Source organism: Actinotignum saccati (assembly GCF_051265055.1).
Lineage (GTDB): Bacteria > Actinomycetota > Actinomycetes > Actinomycetales > Actinomycetaceae > Actinotignum.
In genome coordinates, this window is sequence record NZ_JBOZCC010000013.1 from 20,471 (window position 1) to 40,837 (window position 20,367).

At 61.8% G+C, this 20,367-nt stretch carries 14 protein-coding genes and 1 tRNA gene; 10 read left to right on the plus strand and 5 right to left on the minus strand.

Annotation, left to right across the window (positions count from 1 at the left end; all coding sequences use genetic code 11):
* Positions 1 to 123: 123 nt before the first annotated feature.
* From ACRQEC_RS08880 to ACRQEC_RS08895, 4 genes are all read left to right on the plus strand, one after another.
* Positions 124 to 1,605: a DUF6667 domain-containing protein gene (locus ACRQEC_RS08880; protein ID WP_284889459.1), complete on the plus strand. Its 1,482-nt coding sequence runs from the start codon at positions 124 to 126 to the stop codon at positions 1,603 to 1,605.
* A gap of 147 nt (positions 1,606 to 1,752) precedes the next feature.
* Positions 1,753 to 1,828: transfer RNA gene (locus tag ACRQEC_RS08885), tRNA-Ala, on the plus strand.
* Between the two features lie 639 nt (positions 1,829 to 2,467).
* On the plus strand, positions 2,468 to 3,763 hold the full coding sequence (locus ACRQEC_RS08890) for a DNA cytosine methyltransferase (RefSeq protein WP_284889456.1): 1,296 nt from the start codon (positions 2,468 to 2,470) through the stop codon (positions 3,761 to 3,763).
* Between the two features lie 9 nt (positions 3,764 to 3,772).
* The gene (locus ACRQEC_RS08895) at positions 3,773 to 4,570 is read left to right on the plus strand and encodes an endonuclease (protein WP_284889454.1); all 798 of its coding nucleotides are present in this window, start codon (positions 3,773 to 3,775) and stop codon (positions 4,568 to 4,570) included.
* 151 nt (positions 4,571 to 4,721) lie between these two features.
* Here ACRQEC_RS08895 and ACRQEC_RS08900 read toward each other — a convergent pair whose 3' ends face one another.
* From ACRQEC_RS08900 to ACRQEC_RS08910, 3 genes are all read right to left on the minus strand, one after another.
* A complete protein-coding gene (locus tag ACRQEC_RS08900) occupies positions 4,722 to 5,366 on the minus strand; it encodes an ABC transporter ATP-binding protein (RefSeq protein ID WP_284889452.1) in 645 nt (214 codons plus the stop codon).
* A gap of 8 nt (positions 5,367 to 5,374) precedes the next feature.
* Positions 5,375 to 6,670 (minus strand): FtsX-like permease family protein, encoded by a 1,296-nt coding sequence (locus tag ACRQEC_RS08905; protein WP_284889451.1) that lies wholly within the window; start codon positions 6,668 to 6,670, stop codon positions 5,375 to 5,377.
* Between the two features lie 104 nt (positions 6,671 to 6,774).
* Entirely contained in the window at positions 6,775 to 8,139 is a 1,365-nt protein-coding gene (locus ACRQEC_RS08910; protein ID WP_284889449.1) for an ABC transporter permease, read from the minus strand.
* A gap of 244 nt (positions 8,140 to 8,383) precedes the next feature.
* Between ACRQEC_RS08910 and ACRQEC_RS08915 the strand changes: the two genes are divergently transcribed.
* The 3 genes from ACRQEC_RS08915 (at position 8,384) to ACRQEC_RS08925 (ending at position 11,900) form a co-directional block, all read left to right on the plus strand.
* Entirely contained in the window at positions 8,384 to 9,904 is a 1,521-nt protein-coding gene (locus tag ACRQEC_RS08915) for a threonine synthase (protein WP_284889447.1), read from the plus strand.
* A gap of 168 nt (positions 9,905 to 10,072) precedes the next feature.
* On the plus strand, positions 10,073 to 10,987 hold the full coding sequence (locus ACRQEC_RS08920) for a ribokinase (RefSeq protein WP_284889444.1): 915 nt from the start codon (positions 10,073 to 10,075) through the stop codon (positions 10,985 to 10,987).
* A gap of 49 nt (positions 10,988 to 11,036) precedes the next feature.
* On the plus strand, positions 11,037 to 11,900 hold the full coding sequence (locus ACRQEC_RS08925; protein ID WP_284889442.1) for a Cof-type HAD-IIB family hydrolase: 864 nt from the start codon (positions 11,037 to 11,039) through the stop codon (positions 11,898 to 11,900).
* Positions 11,901 to 11,912: 12 nt separating this feature from the next.
* Here ACRQEC_RS08925 and ACRQEC_RS08930 read toward each other — a convergent pair whose 3' ends face one another.
* Entirely contained in the window at positions 11,913 to 12,800 is an 888-nt protein-coding gene (locus ACRQEC_RS08930; RefSeq protein WP_320756876.1) for a hypothetical protein, read from the minus strand.
* 389 nt (positions 12,801 to 13,189) lie between these two features.
* Here ACRQEC_RS08930 and ACRQEC_RS08935 point away from each other — a divergent pair, with 389 nt between their 5' ends.
* Positions 13,190 to 14,581, plus strand: coding sequence for an NAD-dependent succinate-semialdehyde dehydrogenase (locus ACRQEC_RS08935; protein WP_284889438.1), 1,392 nt, complete (start codon positions 13,190 to 13,192; stop codon positions 14,579 to 14,581).
* A 115-nt stretch (positions 14,582 to 14,696) separates the two neighbouring features.
* On the opposite strand, the gene ACRQEC_RS08940 is transcribed toward ACRQEC_RS08935, so the two are convergent.
* The gene (locus ACRQEC_RS08940) at positions 14,697 to 16,181 is read right to left on the minus strand and encodes an amino acid permease (protein ID WP_284889436.1); all 1,485 of its coding nucleotides are present in this window, start codon (positions 16,179 to 16,181) and stop codon (positions 14,697 to 14,699) included.
* Between the two features lie 666 nt (positions 16,182 to 16,847).
* Here ACRQEC_RS08940 and ACRQEC_RS08945 point away from each other — a divergent pair.
* A complete protein-coding gene (locus tag ACRQEC_RS08945) occupies positions 16,848 to 17,657 on the plus strand; it encodes a hypothetical protein (protein WP_284889435.1) in 810 nt (269 codons plus the stop codon).
* A 627-nt stretch (positions 17,658 to 18,284) separates the two neighbouring features.
* Positions 18,285 to 19,475, plus strand: coding sequence for a cobalamin-independent methionine synthase II family protein (locus ACRQEC_RS08950; RefSeq protein WP_284889433.1), 1,191 nt, complete (start codon positions 18,285 to 18,287; stop codon positions 19,473 to 19,475).
* The last annotated feature ends 892 nt before the right edge of the window (positions 19,476 to 20,367 follow it).

The following is a 20,367-nucleotide window of genomic DNA, read 5'->3' on the forward strand; positions in this document are numbered from 1 at the left end:
GCTTGAGGGGATAGCCCAGCTCAACAGCCCCATTCGTCCCACGAATCACACCGTTGTTATTCTCTCTACGAAAGTAACGGCGCGTCCCTGCCTGAGCGCCCCGCGATTGGTTAAAGTGGCTGTGTGGGATTCCAGGGATACGCGTTGATGGCAGTGGTTGTGCTGCTCATGGTCTATGTCATCCCTGGTGTGTATCGGCGGCGCGTCATCCTGGCGGATGTGCGCATCGACGAACGCTATTCACCCCAGCTACGCACCCTCGCGCTGCCGGAAGGAACGGCGGGCGTGGAAACTGGCGGGCCAACCGGGGCCATTTTTTTCCGGAAGCCGGAGGTCATCATGGCAGAGAACGACGAACGCGATATTCTTCCACCCAGCGCGGGGCGTAATGTGCGCACCCTGGCGCGGGAACGCGCGCGCCGTAAGGCACGTATTTCCCAACGCGCGGCAAATCGGCAGCGCGGTTTTGTGGTTGCGGGCGCTTTAGGCTTGCTCATTGTGGTGCTCGGCGCTCTTGCTTTTACGACGACGATGCCACGCTGGATTTTCTGCGTTGCTCTGGGCATCGGGGTGCTGTACGGGGCGGGCTTCGGCTACCTCCTCAGTGAAATGGGGAAGGCAACCGCTCGCGACCGTGAGGATATTGCCGAGCTCACCGAGGAACTTGGTATCCGGAAGACCCGCGGGGCACAGCGCCATTCGCGCCGCCCGGCTCGCCCGCGCCCCGGGCGTTCGGCGGTTTCGGCTGCTTCCGCGCATTCGGCTTTGAGTGCGGCTAGCGCGGCCCTGGGAAGTGATGACCTCGGGGCGCTGACGGCTGATGCGAGCCGGAGCGCGGACCTGGGGCGGAGTGCTGATCTCAGCCGGAGTGTCGCGAGCGCGAGCGCGGGGAGTGGGAGCGCGGCTACCACGCCGACGGCCGCCTCCGCGGCCACTGGGGGCGCAGATGCGGCTGGCGAAGGTGAAGCTGCTGGTGAAGCTCGTGACGGTGGCGCTGGTGAAGCTCGCGATGCTCAGGCTGTGAACGCCAAGGAATATGAGGCCGGGGTGAACCCGGGAAAAGCACGGAGCCGGAACGCGGGGGCGCGGGCGCCTAAGCGCCGTTCCGGCATTTCGGTGACCCTTGAGCAAGGGATTATTGCCGCGGAAGATTTCGCTCCTATCGCCGGTTCGCAGCGCGAACAAGCGGAGAAGCTTCCCAAGCGTTTCGTGGCCGGGGCGGTCCCGCGCCGCCAGCTGCCCAGTTATACGCTCAAGCCGCAGATCCAACAGCGCACGGTAGCGCCCTACCAGGCTCCCGAAGCCCCGGTAGCGCCGGTGCCGTACCGCCCCAAGGAGATCGGCGAGCGGGTGACTTTTGTGGATGCTGTGGCGCAAGGTGTGGCGGTATCGGCAGCGGCAGCGCCTGCGGGCCAAGCTGCTCCGCAAGGTACCGCTCAGGCTGCGGTGGGGCAGGCAGCCGCTGTGACAGCGCCTGCTGGCCAAGCAACGCCGGCATCGATGGCCGAAGCTGCATTGCCTCCCGCACAGGCAGCTGCACCTGCGCATGATGGTCTTGCAGGTGGGGCGGCTCTGGACGAGCTGCTGCGCAAGCGCCGCGCGTAGCTGTGGTAGGCCGGGGCGGCCTGGTTGAATGCTGAGTTGCCGCGCCGCGGGTACTAACTGAAAACGGAGATCGGGGAGTGGTGTAATGGGAACCACTCCCCGAGATTTCATTCCGGGCCGTTCGGGTGCTAAACTAATCAGGTCTTTGGGGCTATGGCGCAGTTGGTAGCGCGTCTCGTTCGCAATGAGAAGGTCAGGGGTTCGAATCCCCTTAGCTCCACCACTCTGACTGATAAATACCCACACCACGTTTCTGTTCATTTACCGAAGTCCGCTTTTCGGGAGTCAGGGATTCAGCTGGACTTCTTCTGCTGGTAAAGCGCGAACATCCAGATTTAACGCTGGAGCTTCAGTTTTAACAATGACCTTTTCGATCCTCCCCACAGTCGTGCAGTGTTGTGGAGCATTCGGCGGTATTCCCTCGATAACTGCCACCTCAATGCGTCCATTAGTTTCTTTGGCGACGGTGCGCAACTTGAAACATTTGGGGTCACCCGTGATAGCGGTGAAAGTCAGCTCGTGTGAATCTGTAACTTCGTACTTTGTCCATCTTATTAACTTTTCCGAGTGCAAAGTGGTTTCGTTGCCTGAGCAGCCGGAGAGTGTAACAACGACCCCTAGGAGTATGGTTAGCCCTCTTCCGATTTTTCTCGGTGGCCATTTAAGCATTCCGACTCCTAGCCCGGTCTATTACCCTGGTTTGACGTATGTGCGGATCCTGGAAAGCCGTAACCCCGCCGATTTAGCCGAGGTTGGGGGATCGTTCCGGGGTATTCGATTGTCAGACTACCATGGGCGATACGGTCGTGGAGGCCTCCTTCTGCTGCAAAATTCTGTCGTAGGCCACTGATAAACTGCGAGCATGTCACAGAGTATTCATCGTCCCATTGCTGTGGACCTCTTTTCGGGTGCCGGCGGGCTTTCTCTCGGCCTTGAGGAAGCCGGGTATGACGTTACCGCGTCCGTTGAATATGATCCGATCCATGCTGCCGTCCACGAATTTAATTTCCCCTACGGCAAGACATTCTGCGCGGACGTGCGCAATGTCAGCGGCGCTATGATCCGCTCCGAATCGAATATTCAGGACCAAGAGATTCACCTTGTGGCAGGTGGTCCACCCTGCCAGGGCATCTCACTGATAGGTAAACGCGCTTTGGATGATGAACGTAATTCCCTCCTCAAGGAATTTGTCCGTTTAGTCCTGGAATTGCGCCCGCGCTACTTTGTTATGGAAAACGTTGCGGGGCTAACCGTCGGCTCGCACCGGCAGCTCCTTGACGAAGTTATCGCACTATTTAACTCTCACGGGGACTACCGCATTGTGGAGCCAGTATCGGTGCTCCAAGCAGCAGATTTTGGCACGCCACAATCCCGCAGAAGGCTCTTCTTATTAGGCTATCGGCAGGACTGCCCGCGCCCTAGCTACCCGAGTCCACGGTATACCCCACGCCGTATCGATGGTTCATTTCCGGAAGGGAGTCTGCTCCCGTTGGGGCCTAGTGTGAGTGACGCTTTTGCAGATCTACCCGACGCGGATATTTTTGAGGAGTTGCTGCGCGGTGATTCGGTGGCGAGCGTTAGATACGCGGAACCAAGCCCCTACGCGGCAATCCTGCGTGGTGTCACACAAGATCTGAGGAATTACGCCCGGCCTCGCCCATCTGTGGGTAACCGGCTTACTGCATCCGCGCGAACAGTGCACACCCAGAAATCAATTGATCGCTTCACTGCTACTCTTCCCGGAACAACCGAACGCATCAGCAGATTCCTTCGGCTTCACCCAGAAGGAATCTGCAATACCTTGCGTGCCGGTACCGCGTCAGACCGCGGTGCGTACACAGCTCCCCGCCCTATTCATCCCGTCCATCCCCGGGTGATCACAGTGCGGGAAGCAGCACGTTTGCACGGCTACCCGGATTGGTTCAGATTCCACGTAACCAAGTGGAACGGCTTCAGAGAAATCGGAAACTCCGTTCCCGTTATGCTTGGCCGCGCGGTAGCCGCAGAGCTACTCAAGGCTGATAACGTAACGCCTACCCGCGGTGAATTCACCTCGCTCGGCGATGAAACATTACTTTCTTTCACCGCGACCGAGGCCCAAACATATTTTGGCCTGAAAGAACGTGTTATCCCGCAACGTACCAGAGCTGCAGGTTAGGAGATTGGGATGGCAAGCCAGAATAGATACGCACAACTCATTAATTGGGTGTTTCATCGTCATTACAAAAGCGGCGACACGGAAGTATTGTGGGAACGCCACGAACTGATCGAGGCCGCACAAAACCTAGATGTTGCCGTTCCAAAAAACCTTGGCGATGTCATCTACTACGTAAGATTCCGGGCTCCTATGCCCCCAGAAGTAGCCCAGACAGCTCCTGATGGGAAGGAATGGGTGATCAGGGGTCGAGGACATGGAAAATACGCCTTCCGTTTAGTCAACCGGATCAGAATCACACCTAACCCCGCACTGGCGGTGATAAAGCTTCCGGATGCTACCCCTGAAATTGTTTCCAGTGCTGCGCTTGGTGACGAGCAAGCACTCTTAGGGCTCGTACGCTACAACCGCATTATCGATATTTTCCTAGGTATTGCGGCATATTCGCTTCAAAACCATTTACGTACGTCGGTGACTGATATCGGCCAAGTAGAGACTGACGAAGTATATGTCGGAGTTGATAGCAATGGCCGCCAATACGTTATTCCAGTGCAAGCAAAAGGGCACCAGGATGACATCGGTATTACTCAGACCGAACAAGACATCGCCCTATGCGCTGAAAAATGGCCACATCTTGTGTGTCGCGCGGTCTCGGTGAAATTTGTTTCTGGACGGCGTCTCGCCATTTTCGAGTTGACTGTGCAAAATGACGAAATTCGCGTAGTGCGGGAAGCCCATTATGATCTGGTTCCTGCGCACGATATCTCACCCGATGATTTACTCCAGTATGGACAGATTGCTAGCCGTTGATCGGTATCGAGCACCACGGCCGGAATACCTGGTGAAAATCAATCATGGTGGGCCAGCAAGGAACTCTCGCTGGCCCACCGATGTTGATATACGTGGGCAGATCCAGCACGTGGGTAGGCGTGAGCCGTTGTCACCCACTGTTTCACCCTGCTTAGCGCACAGCCGTACGCTCGGTGAGGCGCCGGTGGGAGAGCGTGAGAACGCGATCCGCGCCGCGGGCAATATCCGCGGAGTGCGTGACAAGAATGACGCACTTGCCGTGCAGATGTGCGGCGTCGTGCAAAATCTGGACCACGCCGCGCGCGGTGTCCTCATCAAGGTTCCCCGTCGGCTCGTCCGCAAGAATCACCGGCGCGGGGGAGGCCAGCGCCCGCGCAATCGCCACCCGCTGCTGCTGCCCACCGGAAAGCCGCAGCACGTTACGGTGAATCTCATCCTCACTCAAACCCAGCTCCAGCAGCACGGAACTATCCGCCCGCCGATCCACCAGCCGCACATTCTCCAGCGGCGTCAAGTAATCAATGAGATTGTAATTCTGGAACACCAGCGAAATATGGGCGCGGCGGTGATAGGCGTAGCCCGTCGTCGCAATATCCACGCCCTCAAAAAGCACCGCGCCCTTCGTGGGCGTATCCAAACCCGCGAGCAAACTCAACAGCGTCGATTTGCCGGCACCCGAAGCACCCAGCAGCGCCGTAACCGTACCCGGCTCGAAACCCGCGCACACATCGGTCAGCACCTTCGCGCCGCTACCCGGGTAGCTGTAACTGACGTGATCAAGTTCCATAACATTCATAATTTTTCCTAACTCAGTGACGAAAGAATCTGCCGGGGAGACCGGCGCATGATCGGAAACAGCGCAATAGCCAGCGCCACGGCAAGAATCCCGGCGCCAACGCCCAGCGCCCACGCAATATCCGCGCCGCTCACCGCCGCCGGAGGCAAACCGGCCAGCGCGCCCGGCGCCGCACCGTCCACAACGGCTCGCCCGACGAGCGCGGTGAGCTGGCGTCCCGCAAGAATAGCGACGACGCCGCCAGCCAGCGCCAGCGCGCCCAACTCAAGCGCGAAACCGCCGGCAATCACGCGGCGCCGCTGCCCGAGCGAAAGCAGCACCCCAATTTCGCGCATACGCCCGCGCACCCACAGGGCCAACACCGCCGCGGCAATCACCACGCCGGCCGCGCAGGCACCGCTGAGCAGCGCACTCAACAGGCCCTCCACGCTGTCCACCGCGCGCAGCACCCCGGTGAAACTCGCGGCATTGTGCTCGTAGGTGAGATCGGGAAGCACGGCGCGGGCCGCGGCCAGGCTCGCGGGTAACTCGCTCGCGCTCGCGGTGAAACACCGCACCCGGGTGGCACCCGCGTCCCCGCTGAGCTCGCGGCCGGCCGCGCTATCCACAAGGATGCGATTCGCGGCTGCGCTTGCCGGGAGCCCGGAAGGATTCGGGGTGGTGCCGTCGAAAATCCCGGTGACCTTGCGGGTGACTTCGCCGGCAGGGCCGCGCAGCCGCAGCTCATCGCCGACCCGCAAGCCATTCGCCTCGGCGAAATCGCGGTGAATGAGGGCGCCCGGTTCCGCGCCGCTGTTCATCTTTCCGGACGTGAGCCGGTAGAGCTTGGCCGCGAAAGCCGGGAACCGCGCCGGATCCGAGCTTGCGGTTACCGTCACCGCGCCCATGACGCCGGCATCCAGCTGCACCCCGCCCGCGGTGGCCACCGCTGTGGCACCTACCGGAGTGGCCAGAATATCTTGCTCGGTGGTCGTGCTCGCCACGCCGGGAAGCGCCGCGAGCTGGCCGGCCTGGGCCGGAGTTAGGGTGGGTGCGGCTTGGGTCAGCGGATTATCACCGGGGTTGGTGTTGGGGCTATCGCTTGGGACCGCATCACCCGCATCGTCCGCCGAAGCAGCCGGAGCGCTCGCCACGAACCCGGCTCCCACCTGGGCATCAATGGCGGTGCGCAGCTGGCCCATGGCCCCGCGCACCCCGGCCTGCGCCACCAGCGCTGTAAAAATAACGCTAATAACCACGAACAGCAGCACATTGCGAACCGGGCGGCGCCGCAGCGCGAGCCCGGCTCGCGTCCCCGCGCTCATGGGCGCAGGAAGCCGAGTCCCCGGTGGCGCGCTCTCGCGCACTCGCGTTCCATCGCCCACTCGCGTACCGCCGCCCACATGCCCACTTTCGGGAGTCACCCCACTCATGCCGCACTCACCAGTAGCTTGCGCGGGGAGGTACGCAGCATGGGGAGAGCCGCCAGCACGGTTGCCCCGATAAGCACGGCGAGGGTGAGGGCCAGAGCGAGCGTCGTCGTACCCGCACTTAACTGAACCGAAAGGTCATCCAAGGTTCGCGTGGCCGTGGTGACATCCACCCCGCCCCCGAGCGGTGCCTGCGAAGTGAGCTCCTCCATCCCGGATTTCTTCACAGAGGCCAGCACGCTGGTCCCCACCCGCTGGGCGACCACGCTGCTGAGCGCCACCCCGCACGCCGCCGCCGGAATAGTAATAAAGAGCAGCTCCACCAGGTACTGGCCCAGAATCTTCGCTTTCGAGGTGCCGATAGCGAGCAGCACCCCGGTTTCGCGGCGGCGTTCGCGCAGCCACAGCACCAGCACCAGGCTGAGAAGCGCGAGGGCGAGGAGCGCCGTCGTTATAATCGCGCCGGTCATGACGCTCTGTACCCCGGCCACCGCGCCGGTAATCCCGGTGAGCAGCTGGGAAGTGCGGGTGAGTTGATAGTTACGCCAATCAATAGGCAGGCCGCGCGCCTCGTTCATCACCGTTTCGCTATCGGCGCCCTCGGTCACGAAGAAGGTGGTGTCCTGGTAGATCTCGGTTTCCGGGGTGTAGGCGTACAGCGCGCGGGTGGTGGCGAGGTCCGTGTAAACCGCGTTGGCGAAAAGCTCGAGGCGGCGGGCGGCCGGCTGCGGATTATCCCCGCGCACCAGCCCCACGATTTCCACGGTGACTTCCGCGGTGGATTTCTTCGTATTGTCGTAATCGTAGGGGTTCCCGCGCAGGGTGAGTTTCGAGCCAATGGTCAGGCCGTTGAGCCGCGCCAAATCCTCGTGAATAATCGCCTTATTTTTATCTTCGCGGGTAATATGCCGCCCGGCCACTAGCTCCAGGGTGCCGCTGCGAATATTCGTTTCATCCGCGCTGGCGCTCACCCCGCGCACGCTCACCGCGTTGCCGAGCTGCGCCTCGCGCTTGGCGTCATATTCCTGGCGATCCAGCCGGGCCACCTTGGCGCCCACCAAATCGGCGGTCACATCCTGGCGTGCGGTGTAGCGATCCACCCCGGGCAGGGCGGCGATTCGCTCCACGTCCGCGGGTTTGACGGTGCCGCCCCCGCGCGGGGTGCCGGAATTGTAGGGGGAGTTCTCCAGCACGAAACCGGAGCCCAGGGTGCGTTCCGCGTCGCGGCCCGCGGCGGCTGAGGCTGTTCGCACCGCCCCGGCCGAAACCAGCACGGTCACCACCGCCGTGATAATGACGAAAAGAAGCAGGGTACGGATATGTTTTCGGGTGACGTAACGCCACGCGCGTCCAGCTAAGGTCACTACCGGGTACCTTTCACGTCTTCGGGAAAATTTCTGATAGGTAGTAGCTTTTCTCAGCTTACTGGAGACTTCCTGGAGGCTTCGTGAAGAGAATGTGAAGAGCCGTTCGCGGGCGGCTGGGCGCCGGGCGGCCCGCTCCGGGCCATGCGCCAGCACTACAGCGGCCGCCCGTATTGCGCGCCGGGAGCCACTATGATGGGAGAGCGGCCTTCTTCCCCGCGCCCACCCTCAGCGAAAGGCGAGCATGCAGTTCATCTCCACGCGTTCCGGGATGGAACCGGCTTCTTTCACCGATATTCTGCTCGACGGCCTGGCCCCGGACGGCGGCCTGGTGGTGCCCGCCAGCATCCCGCAGGTGAGCGCCGCGCAGCTCGAAGCTTGGCGCACCCTGAGTTACCCGGAGCTGGCCGCCGCGATTATTGGCCTGTACGCCACCGATATTCCCACCGCGGACCTCGCGCGCCTCACCGCGGCCGCCTATAGCCCGCAGAATTTCCCGGGCGGGGTGCCGCTGCGCCGCGTGGATAATACCCTCGTGCTGGTGGGCCTCTCCGAAGGCCCCACCATGGCGTTCAAGGATCTCGCCATGCAATTCCTGGGCCAGGCCATTCCTTATGTGCTGGCCGCCACCGGGCGTGAACTCACCATCCTGGGCGCCACCTCGGGGGATACCGGCTCCTCGGCGGAATACGCTTTCCGCGGCCAGCCGGGCGTGCGGGTGGTGATGCTTTCCCCGCGCGGGCGCATGTCCGCGGTGCAGCGCGCCCAAATGTATTCCCTCCAGGATGCCAATATCCACAACCTCGTTGTCGATGGCGTTTTCGACGACTGCCAAGACATCGTCAAAACCCTCAGCTCGGATATCGACTTCAAAACCCGCTACCGCATCGGCGCGGTCAATTCCATCAATTTCGGGCGGATCGCCGCGCAGATCGTCTACTACTTCTGGGCGTGGTTGCGTTATACCGATGGCCCGTTCTCGCAGGATAGGAACGACGACGCCGCCGCTGCCGCGGCGCCCACTCCCGCTCCCAGCGGGACCTGCGGGGCGGGGGCCGAGGCCGGCGGTGTGGGTGCCGGAGCTGGCGATGCGGGCGCTGATTCCACCCGGGTAGATTTCTGCGTGCCCTCGGGTAACTTCGGCAATATTTACGCCGGCCACCTGGCCCGCTGCATGGGCCTGCCCATCCGCCGCCTGCTGCTGGCCACCAACGAAAATAATGTGCTGGAAGAATTCTTCACCACGGGGCGCTATACCCCGCGCTCGCGCGAGCGTACGTTTGCAACCTCCAGCCCCTCTATGGATATTTCCAAGGCCTCCAATGTGGAGCGTTTCATCTGGCAGGTGCTGGGGGAGGACTTCTCGGCCGCCTGGGAGCAGCTGGGCGCCACCGGGACCTTGGATATGCGCGATTATCTGCCGGAATTCGGGGAGACATTCGGTTTCGCGGCCTCCTCATCCCACCATGCGGACCGCCTGGCCGCTATTGAATGGACCTACCGGACCAGCGGGATCCTCATTGACCCGCATACCGCGGACGCGGTCACGGTGGCCCGCCGCCTGGGCGACGGTGCGGTCCCAGTGCTCGCCATGGAAACCGCCCGCCCGGAGAAATTCGCGCATACCGTGCGTGAAGCGGTCGGGGATGTGGCCGATGGCCTGGAGGAACGTCTGGCCGGGCTGCTCGCCCTCCCGCAGCGTTCGACTCAGGTTCCCGCCGATCCGGAAGCGGTGCGCGAGTATATCGCCACGCACTGCGCTTAGCGGGCAGGGGGCGGGTTCCCCGCGCGGCGCTGCGCGCCGCGCGCGTCGTCGTACCACCTTTGGGTGAGCGCGCCCGGAACCGGAGCGGCTCCGGGTAGTATGGGGGTGATGAGCCGCGCGATTGGCGCCGTCGCCCGCGCACGAGCCTAAATAGAACGGGGTGTATCCATGGCACGCATTTTCGTTGTTGGAAGCATGAATTCCGATACTTTCCTCAAGGTGGAGAATTTTGTGGAGCCGGGAGAAACAATTTCCGCGCTCAGCTCCCACACCGCGCTGGGCGGGAAGGGCCTCAACCAGGCGGTTGCCGCGGCTCGCATGGGGATTCCCGTCACCATGGTGGCCGCGCTCGGGCGCGATGCGGTGGGGGATGCCGTTGCCACTGAGCTCGCCGCGGAAGAGAATCTTGATATGGCTGCCGTGCTGCGGGTGAGTGAACCCACCGGGCAGGCCATGATCCAATCCGATGCCGATGGCGAAAATGCCATCGTGGTGGTGGCCGGCGCGAACGCCGCGAATACCCCGGAGAATGTGGTGGAGCGCCTCGCCGCGGTGCAGGCGGGGGATATTGTGGTCTGCCAGCTGGAAATTCCCGAACCGGCGGTGGCGGCTGCCCTGGCGGAGGCGAAGAAACGCGGGGCCACCACGGTGCTCAACGCTGCCCCGGCCGCCCCGGTGGGCCACCTGCTGGAGAACGTGGACGTGCTCATCGTCAATGAAACCGAGGCGGATACCATCCTGGGGACCAAGGTGACCGACCGCGCCCAGCAGCTCCACCTGCGTTACGGCGGTTCCATCGTGGTGACGTTAGGAAGCCACGGCTGCCAGTATATTGACGCCTACCTGCCCGATGCTGATGTCAAGGCCGATGCGCTGCCCGCCCACCACGTGGATGTTGTGGATACCACCGGCGCGGGCGATGCTTTTGTGGGAGCTTTCGCGGCCGCCCTGGCCGTGGGCGAATCCCTGGCCACCGCGGCGCGGTGGGGCACGGCGCTTGGCGCTATCGCCACCGGGGCCTCCGGGGCGCAAGGCTATACGGCCAGCCGCGCGGATGTGGTGGCCCTGGCCGGTACCGAGTAAAGCTAAGCCAGTCGCGTACCGTTCGCTTCCTACCCAGAAAGGTTTTTTCGTGCCTCCCGCACCTACCGAGCCCGCACCTACCGACCTGAGCCTCCTGCGCGAGGCCGCCGCCAGCGTGAAACTCGTCGTTGTTGATATGGATGGCACCTTCCTCCTGCCGGGCAAGATTTTCCCGGAACGCGGCAATGAGCTGGTGGCGCGCCTGCGGGAGCGTGGCATTATTTTCTGCCCGGCCTCCGGGCGCCAGTACCAGACCCTCGCGGATATGTTTTCCGCCCACGTGGAAGGCATGCCGATTATCGCGGAGAACGGGGCGAATGTGCGCCGGGACGGCGCGCCGCTGGCCACGACCACCCTGCCGCGGGAAACGAGCGCGCGGGTGGTGGAGATCGTGCGCGAGCTCAGCGCGGCCGGGGAGGACGTGGGCACGGTGCTCTGCGGGGAGAAAGCCTACGCCGAACGCCGCGATAGCGCGTTCCTGGACGAAACCCTCGCTTACTATCACGCGAATGCGATCGTCCCCGACCTCATGCCCCATACCGAGGGGATTTACAAAATTGGGGTGCTCAGTTTCGCTGACCCGCTCCGGCGCGTGATCCCGCTGCTGGAAACCCTCGGGCCGGGCGTGGATGTGGTGCGCAGCGGGCAGCTGTGGACGGACGTCAATCCCTCCGCGGCCACGAAAGGTACCGGCCTGGCCGGCCTCCAGGCCAGCCTCGGCATCAGTCCGGCTCAAACCCTGTGCTTCGGGGATTTCAATAATGACATCCCCATGTTCGAGCACGCTCGCTTCAGCTTCGCCATGGCGAATGCCCAGCCCGATGTGGTGGCGGCCGCCCGCTACGTGGCGCCCTCCAATGCGGAAGAAGGCGTGCTCACCGTGCTCAACGACCTCTTCGAGCTGGGCCTGTAACCGGCAGCGCCGCTAGTTGTGCGGGGCCGGCGGGTTCTGCGGGGCTTCGCCCTCGCGCGGTTCTTCGCCCTCGCGCACTTCTTGCGTGGGCTGCGTTTCCGCGGGCGCTGTGCTTTCTGCGTGGCCCGTATTTTCGGGCGACGACGCCGCTGCTGGCGCAGCGGGCGGTGCCGGCGGGAAAACGGGATCCTGCGGCGGGAACTGCGGGCTCTGGCCGGCGAAGGGCGCCTGCGCGGCTGCGCCGGCACCGGTGCCGGGCTGCGCGGGGCTGGCTACCGTGGCCGGAGTCTTGGCGATTTGCCAGATTCCGAAGCCCAGCATGAGTACCGCGGCCACCGCGAGCAGGTAGTAGCCAATACCGGGCGCAATATCCACATCCACGCCCTGGGCCTGCCCGTAAGCGATGATGGTATCCGCATCCGAGGGCTTGATATTAATAACCAGGTAAATTCCCACGATAACCGCGCCGACGATGCCGCCCGAGGACCACGTCTTCCGCACCGCGGCGGGCGCTTGGCGCACCAGCCCCACGAAAGCGCCAATCGCGCCCAAGGCCAGCCCGATGGTGATGAAAATGGCCACCGACTTGGTATCGGTTTCCCACAGCTTGACGCCGAAATCTTCCGACTGAGTGCCGGCGCTCATATGCAGAGTCCAGAAATGCAGCGCCGTGCCAATAAAACCGATAATGGACCCGGCCAGCACGCCGAGCGGAGCCGCCAGCGGCGGAGTGGTGCGAACCGCGGGCGCTGGCGCTGGCATTGGTGCAGGTGCGGACGCTGCCATTGGTGCAGGTGCGGGCATAGGCGCTGGCGTAGGCGTGGGAGTACCACTGGGCTCAGGCGGATTCGAGGGTTGCTCCGAGGGCACATCTGCCCCCTGGGGGAAAGTATTACTCATACCCCTAGTTTAGGGGCCGCGCCCCGGTGGCGGGCACGGCAAGCACATTGCAGCGCGAGGCGCATGGGAACGACGACGCAGCACCGGGACAGGGGTCCCAGGGCTGTCCCATGTTCACCCAGAGATATGAAACCCCTCACATGTGCCCAAAAATAGGTAGAGTGATAGATAGGAATGCGGGAGATTCCGCGTTCCGTTCATAACCGTATATGTGCTCTCTTCCCGCGGGTAGCGAAGCGCCGTCGCCTCTCTACCCGGCCCTAAGTCCCTGTATCTGCGCTGCTCGCGCAGGGGGTCAGGCGCGCGGGATACGCCGGGAAGCCCATCGAATTTATCCACTACGCGGGCGGGCCGCGGGCCTGCTCGCACCGATACGCGGAGGTCGAACAATGGCGTACAAGACAGTCAGTCCGTACACCGGTGAAACACTTAAGGAATATCCCACTGCCACTGATGAGGAAGTCAAGAAGGCAGTAGACGTTGCCCATCACGCCTTCGTGGCGTGGCGGGAAACATCGTATGAAGAGCGCGCGCAGGTGCTCCAGAAGGCTGCCGACCTGCTGCGCGAACGCCGCACCGAATACGCCTCGATTATCACCAAGGAAATGGGCAAGGTGATCGGGGAAGCGGAAGCGGAAGTCGATATCTGCATCGCGATGTTTGAAGACTACGTGCGCAATGGCGAAAAGTATTTGGCCACCCGCACGCTCCCCTCGGATAAATACGGGAAGGATGCCGTGCAGCTGCTCTTCCAGCCGCTCGGGGTGCTGTTCATGGTGGAACCGTGGAACTTCCCCTACTACCAGATTGTCCGCGTGGCTGCCCCGCAGCTTTTCGCCGGCAATACTCTCATTCTCAAGCATGCATCTATCGTTCCGGAATCGGCCGCTACCTTCGTGGAGATTTTCCGCGAAGCGGGCCTGCCCGAAGGCTGCTTCCAGAATCTCTACCTCTCCCACGACCAGTCGGAAATTGTGCTGGCCGATCCGCGGGTGCGCGGGGTGGCGCTCACCGGTTCGGAAGTAGCCGGGGCGGCTATTGCGCAGTTGGCCGGCAAGTACATTAAGAAGTCCACGCTGGAACTGGGCGGGGCCGATGCTTTTATCGTGCTCGAGGATGCCGATATTGATAAGACGGTCGCCTGGGCGGTCACCGGCCGGCATTGGAATGCCGGGCAGGTGTGCTGCTCCTCCAAGCGCATGATCGTGGTGGATTCCGTGTACGACGAATTCCTGGAGAAGTACCGGGAAGGCGTCAAGCAGCTCAAGGCTGGGGACCCGATGGATCGGGATACCACTCTGGCTCCGCTGTCCTCCGCGGCAGCGAAGCGCGATCTGGCCAAGCAGCTTGAGGAAGCTATTGCTGAGGGCGCTAAGGCGGAAGAAGCCGGAATTGAGCTACCCGAGCACGGCAACTTCTTCCAGCCCACTATCCTCACGGACATTCCCGAGGGCGCGAAGTGCCGCTATACGGAATTCTTCGGGCCGGTCTCCCAGATTTACCGGGTCAAGGACGAAGAAGAGGCAATTACCCTGGCCAATGATTCGCCCTACGGCCTGGGCGGCTCGGTCTTTACCGAGGATCTGGAACGCGGCAAGAAGGTAGCCGCGCGGCTGGATACCGGGATGGTCTACCTCAACCATCCCACCGCGGTCGCGGCGGATATCCCCTTTGGCGGCGTGAAGAACTCCGGCTACGGCCACGAGCTCATTGACCTGGGTATTCACGAATTCGTCAATATCAAGGTGGTGGCCAATTCGCCCATCGACGGCGAATTCTAAGCCCTGATCGCCCGCGGCCCCAAGTAGCTGCATCTGGCCCAATCTCCCGTGGGCCAGATGCACCGGGCCGGGATGCTCGCATCCCGGCCCGGTCGTCGTCGTACTTTATTAATAATTACGCGCGCGCATGGCGCTTCTCACGCGAAACCTTCACCTGGTAGGCGACGGTGAGGAGTAGCAGCCAGGCCGGGCCAACGAAAACGGCCACGCGGTAGGCGTCTTGGAACAGCATGAGGACCACGCAGGCCGCCAGCGCCACCAGCACGAAAATGCTCGAGGCGAGGCCGCCGGGGAGCTTGTAGCTGAGGCCCGCCACGTGTTCCGGGCCGAGCGCGGCGCGGAATTTCAGCTGCGTGATCACGACCATCGTCCAGTTGATAATCCCGGCGATGAGGGCGATGGACAGCAGATACCCGAAAGCGAAATTCGGGAACGCGAAGACCACAATGACCGCCACCACGGTCACGGCCGAGGACGTCAAAATTCCCACGTACGGCGTGCCCGCGCGCGAAAGCGTGGCGAAAATCCGCGGGGCGTTACCCTGCTGCGCCAGCGAATAGAGCATGCGGCCGTTGGAATACAGGCCGGAATTGTAGACGGAGAGCGCCGCGGTGAGCACCACAAAATTGAGGATATGGGCCGCAAACGTGATCCCCACCGAATCGAAAATCTGGACGAAGGGGCTGGCGTGCCCGTCGATGGAGCGCCACGGGATGACCGCCATGATGATGGCGAGTGACAGCACGTAGAAAATGAGGATGCGCTGAATCACCAGGTTGATGGCGCGGGGGATGGACCGGCGCGGGTCATCCGCCTCCCCGGCGGTAATGCCGATAAGTTCAATGCCGCCAAAACTAAACATAACGACGACGAAAGCGAAGGTCGCCCCCTTGAGGCCATTGGGGAAAACCAGCTCGGCGAAAGAGGTTCCGGGCGGAACCTGGTGGGGTTCTTGGAGCCCGACGACGAGCACCAGGATTCCCAGCACGATCATTCCGATAATGGCCACCACTTTGACCAGCGCGAACCAGAATTCGAATTCGCCGAAGGCGCGTACCTCGAGTAGGTTCACCGCCGTGATGAACACCAGGCAGAAGGCCGCGGTGAGCCAGGTGGGGACCGCAGGGAACCAGTAGTTGATATACAGGCCGACGACGGACAGCTCTGACATCGCCACGAAAATGTAGTTAAACCAGTAGTTCCAGCCCGAGATGAAGCCGGCGCGCGGGCTCCAATATTTGTAGGCGTAGTGGGAGAAGGCGCCGGGGACCGGCTCGTGCACGCTCATCTCGCCCAGGGCGCGCATAACAAGGTAGATCGTGCAGCCGCCAATGAGGTACACGAAGAGGATCGCCGGGCCGGCCAGGCTGATGGAGGAGGCCGAGCCGTAGAAGAGGCCCGTGCCGATGGCACCGCCCAGCGCGATCATTTGGATATGGCGATTGTGGAGGTCGCGGTGCAGGTGGGTGGCATGAGGCTTGGTGTGAGTGCCCGGTGCTGATGTGCCCGCGGTCGCGGGTGAGGTGGACGTGGGCGTGCCCGGTGCGGGCGTGCCGGGTGCTGGATTTCCGGCGGGTGCCGGCGTGGAATTCGTGGACATAGAGGTCTTTCCCGATATGTGAGGAATGTGCTTATAGCGCCTTGAGCTTATCGCCTTGGGTGCCCGGGTGGGGAATTATGGGTGCGTGGTGGAAGGCGGCGAGGGTGAGAGCCGCTGACCGCGCGTAGTTCGCCTGCCGCTGTGGCCCCTTTCTGGCGAGTAGTTGGTGGTAGCCATCGTGCATAGTGAAACATCTTGCGCTCGCGGAGTGACACAGGCCTCAATTGTCACTATAACCACAGAATTAACATCCGATGCCATGAGGTCAGATTTTAGAGAGCGAGGTATATTAATACGTACTCATGCACTTCTACCTGGGCAATTACATTTCTTCAATAAAAAGTACGTGTTAATGTGGCGCGGAATTGCAGCTTAAACTACGCGCTGTGGCGATGGTCACAAGGTTTCGAAAATCTCATCGTTCCCGTATATTAATAGAGCGCAATAAAGTATTGTGACTGTTGTGGCAGGTGCTCAGTGGAGTGCACGGCTGGCGAATGGGATCGGTCGGTAAAAGGGCTCTTCTGGGGTAGGCATGCCATGGACATACGTTTATAGGAGTAGACATGCAGTTGAAGAAGATTGTGGCTGGCGCTACCTTTGGTGTGATGCTCGCCGCGGGGGGGTGTAGCTTACGCTGCTCCTGCCGCGCCTGATGCACCCCAGGTGACCGCTGCCGATACCACGGCGGCTGAAAAGGCTGTGGCCGACGCCAAGGCGAAGGTTACTGCCGCGGAAGCTGAGCTGAAGGCCGCTTCCGAAAAGCTCGAAAAGCTCGAGATCGCCGTCTCGAACGCGAAGGCCAAGCTGACCGAACTTGAGGTCGCTAAGGCTGAACTTCCCAAGGAACTTAAGAAGGCTGAGGCTGCCTACGCGGCTTTGGCTACCGCCCAGGAGAATTACAACAAGGCTCGCGTGGCTTTCGAAGCCAACCCGAACGATGCGGCTCTCCAGAAGGGTATGGCTGAGGCCAAGAAGGCTATGGACACCGCCAAGGCTGGCGTTGAGGGTCTCCGCGCGGTGGAAGATATCAAGACTGATATCGCTGACATCCAGGGTTACATCGACATCCAGAAGGGTACCCTCAGCTACGCTGAAGAAGCCCTCGATGCTTTCCCGGGTGTTGAGGCGCTTCAGGGCGCCTACGACAAGGCCGTTGCTGAACTGGATGCCGCCCAGAAGGCTCTTGACGCTCTGAAGGGCCAGACCCCGAAGCCCGAGCAGCCCAAGGTTGACCCGAAGAAGGACGGCAACAAGGTCGATCCCAAGGCGGACCCGAAGGCTGAGCCCAAGAAGGATGCCGATAAGAAGGCTGATCCCAAGGCTGAGAAGAAGGCTGACGCTAAGAAGGAAGCCAAGAAGGCCGAAGGTAAGAAGCTGGCCAACTCCGGTGTTGACGCCGGTGCGGCTGCTGGTGGGGCTGCTCTGCTCCTCCTGGCCGGTGGCGCCTTCGTTGCCTACCGCAAGTTTGCCTAAGCAAACCTGCCTCTGGCACTGGTAACAGTTCCGAGGCTGGTTGCCACTAGGTAATTCATCCTCAACTGTTTCATCGTTTCACGCTGAATGGGTCCGGGTTTTTACCCGGGCCCATTCTGTATCTCTGGCGGGTCCCGTGTATCCGGCAGGTCCTGTATACCTGGCGGATTCTGTACACGCGGCGGGTCCAGTGCGCCGGTCCGTTATTCGTATCAAACTGCCCAAGCACCTGGCCTTATAGCCCAACCTATAACCCTCGTCTCATATAGTGGTCAACAGTTTGACGTGGCTTAATAATTCCCTCTAGGCTACTGGAGGTAGGTGCCCACAACGGGTATCACCTGATAACAACGCCGGCGGTACGGCCCCGGCGCCCCGATTCGGACGGAAAGGATGCACCATGGTTCTCACTGATCCTCGCTCTGCCATGACGATGCCCGCCGCCCGAATGCGAATGCTGGGCTAGCGCGGATTCCACTTGGCCTTCGGGCGATTCCGCGCGCGAGGACATCTCGCCCCGGTCCGTTACGTCTCACTGAGCACCCGCCGCTGCGGCGTCGTATCGTTGATGGGATACGCTAAGTCGGACCGATCTCCATCACCACACCCAGCACAAAGGATATTAATATGACGAAGATCAAGACCACCCACGTCGGTTCCCTCCCGCGTACCGATTCGCTGCGCGCTACCAACGAAGCGCACCAGAACGGCCAGATTAGCGAGGCTGAATTCAAGGAAAAGCTCGACGCCGAAGTTGCGGGCGTTGTTGCGCGCCAGAAGGAGATCGGCCTCGATATTATTAACGACGGCGAATACGGTCACGTCATGACCGAAGTAACCAATTACGGTTCCTGGTGGTGGTACTCTTTCTCGCGCCTGGGCGGGCTGGAATTCACGGATAACGAATTCCACGCGGCTGCCACCGCGGGTGGGGGAGCGGTTGAGCTCGTTCCCTTCGACCAGCGCCGGGATTGGCAGCGGTTCAAGGATGCCTACACGGATCCGGAATCGGGAATCCACCAGGCCAAGCGCCAGGAAGTGGCCATGCCCACCATCACCGGCCCCGTGACCTACATCGGTGCCGAACAAACTCAGCGCGACGTCGACCTTACCCTCAAGGCACTCAAGGCCAACGGGCTTGATGCATCTTCCGGGTTCATCGCGGCGCTGTCTCCCGGGTCCGCGGCGCGTATTTCCAATACGCATTACAAGTCGGAAGATGAAGTCCTCACCGCGATGGCCGATGCCCTCCACGAGGAATACAAGATCATCACCGATGCCGGCCTGACCGTCCAGATCGACGATCCCTCGCTGGCGGAAGGCTGGGACCAGGTCAATCCGGAACCGGCGGTTGCCGATTACCGCACCTGGGTGGCTCGTCGTATTGAAGCGATCAACTACGCGCTGGAAGGCATCGATCCGGAACTCGTGCGCCTGCACGTGTGCTGGGGTTCCTGGCACGGCCCGCACACGACCGATATTCCCTTCCGCGATATCGTGGATCTGTGTCTGAAGGTGAAGGCGCACGGCCTGACCTTCGAAGCGGGCAATGCCCGCCACGCACACGAATGGAAGATTTGGGAAGATATCGCCCTGCCGGAGGACAAGGTGCTTATCCCGGGCGTTGTTTCCCACTCCACGAACGTGGTGGAACATCCCGAGCTGGTGGCTCAGCGCATTGAGCATTTCACCTCGCTGGTGGGCCCCGAGCGCGTGATCGCTTCGACCGATTGCGGGCTGGGCGGGCGCATCTACCCGTCCATTGCTTGGGCGAAGCTCGAGACGCTCGTGGAAGGCGCCCGCCTCGCCTCGAAGTAAAGTCTCCAGGGCAGCGGGCCTGATGATCCCCGCGCCTTGAAGTACCGGAGCGGCACGCCGCTCCCTGTGGAACACCGAAGGGGACCTGTGCAGCAGAAGCTGCACAGGTCCCCTTTAGTATTCCGGCCGCGAGTTACGGCGGCGCGGTGGTCCGGTTCTCTGCGGAGTGCGGCCCCGGTTTACTTCCGGCCGCCAGTTCTGGTATTCCGGCCGCGCCGCCTCCCGCTTAGTTCACCGGCGATTCGCCCAGCGTCACCTCCTGAGTCGTGCAACTTTAGTGACCCAGTTGTCCACGCGCATGTTAAATCTGCACGACTAGCGCAATACGAATTGCGCGACTCAAGCGCCACTGCGTGCCGAGTATCCGACACCATCGCTCCTCAAAGCACGCCGGTGCCGTTGGGGCAGGCGTAAGCCACGGCCGAAAAACAGCCCCGAGCCGCTGCCATGCGCCACAGCCACGAGGTGGGCAGAGGTGTCAAGTGCGCATTCTGGACCGTGTAGGCACCGTAGTGCGCGTTACAGACACGAAATCAGGTGCAAACGGTGCTCTCCCGCGCACTTCGTTTGCTAACCCAGTGCGTGCAGGTCCGCACCCGGATCCATCCCAACGATACGCCACCATCAGTAACTATTTTGTCTATTGGCCCCAGGCGTGACACCCAAGAAGGTGCCCAATTTACACAGAAAATGCGGCACGACCCCGGTCAAGCTAAAACACCGCTACCTATTAGTGACCCAAAACCACCAACCACAACCCCCTGAACAGGGCAAACATCGAAGAAAATCCTAAAATCCAAAAAGTTGCACGACTCAGGTTGAAGTACCGGAGCGGCACGCCGCTCCCTGTGGAACACCGAAGGGGACCTGTGCAGCAGAAGCTGCACAGGTC

Excerpts from the sequence above, each read along its gene's own strand:
- ACRQEC_RS08890 (WP_284889456.1), top strand. The coding sequence starts at position 2,468 with ATGTCACAGAGTATTCATCGTCCCATTGCTGTGGACCTCTTTTCGGGT.
- ACRQEC_RS08895 (WP_284889454.1), top strand. The coding sequence starts at position 3,773 with ATGGCAAGCCAGAATAGATACGCACAACTCATTAATTGGGTGTTTCAT.
- ACRQEC_RS08900 (WP_284889452.1), bottom strand. The coding sequence starts at position 5,366 with ATGAATGTTATGGAACTTGATCACGTCAGTTACAGCTACCCGGGTAGC.
- ACRQEC_RS08905 (WP_284889451.1), bottom strand. The coding sequence starts at position 6,670 with ATGAGCGCGGGGACGCGAGCCGGGCTCGCGCTGCGGCGCCGCCCGGTT.
- ACRQEC_RS08915 (WP_284889447.1), top strand. The coding sequence starts at position 8,384 with ATGCAGTTCATCTCCACGCGTTCCGGGATGGAACCGGCTTCTTTCACC.
- ACRQEC_RS08920 (WP_284889444.1), top strand. The coding sequence starts at position 10,073 with ATGGCACGCATTTTCGTTGTTGGAAGCATGAATTCCGATACTTTCCTC.
- ACRQEC_RS08930 (WP_320756876.1), bottom strand. The coding sequence starts at position 12,800 with ATGAGTAATACTTTCCCCCAGGGGGCAGATGTGCCCTCGGAGCAACCC.
- ACRQEC_RS08935 (WP_284889438.1), top strand. The coding sequence starts at position 13,190 with ATGGCGTACAAGACAGTCAGTCCGTACACCGGTGAAACACTTAAGGAA.
- ACRQEC_RS08940 (WP_284889436.1), bottom strand. The coding sequence starts at position 16,181 with ATGTCCACGAATTCCACGCCGGCACCCGCCGGAAATCCAGCACCCGGC.
- ACRQEC_RS08950 (WP_284889433.1), top strand. The coding sequence starts at position 18,285 with ATGACGAAGATCAAGACCACCCACGTCGGTTCCCTCCCGCGTACCGAT.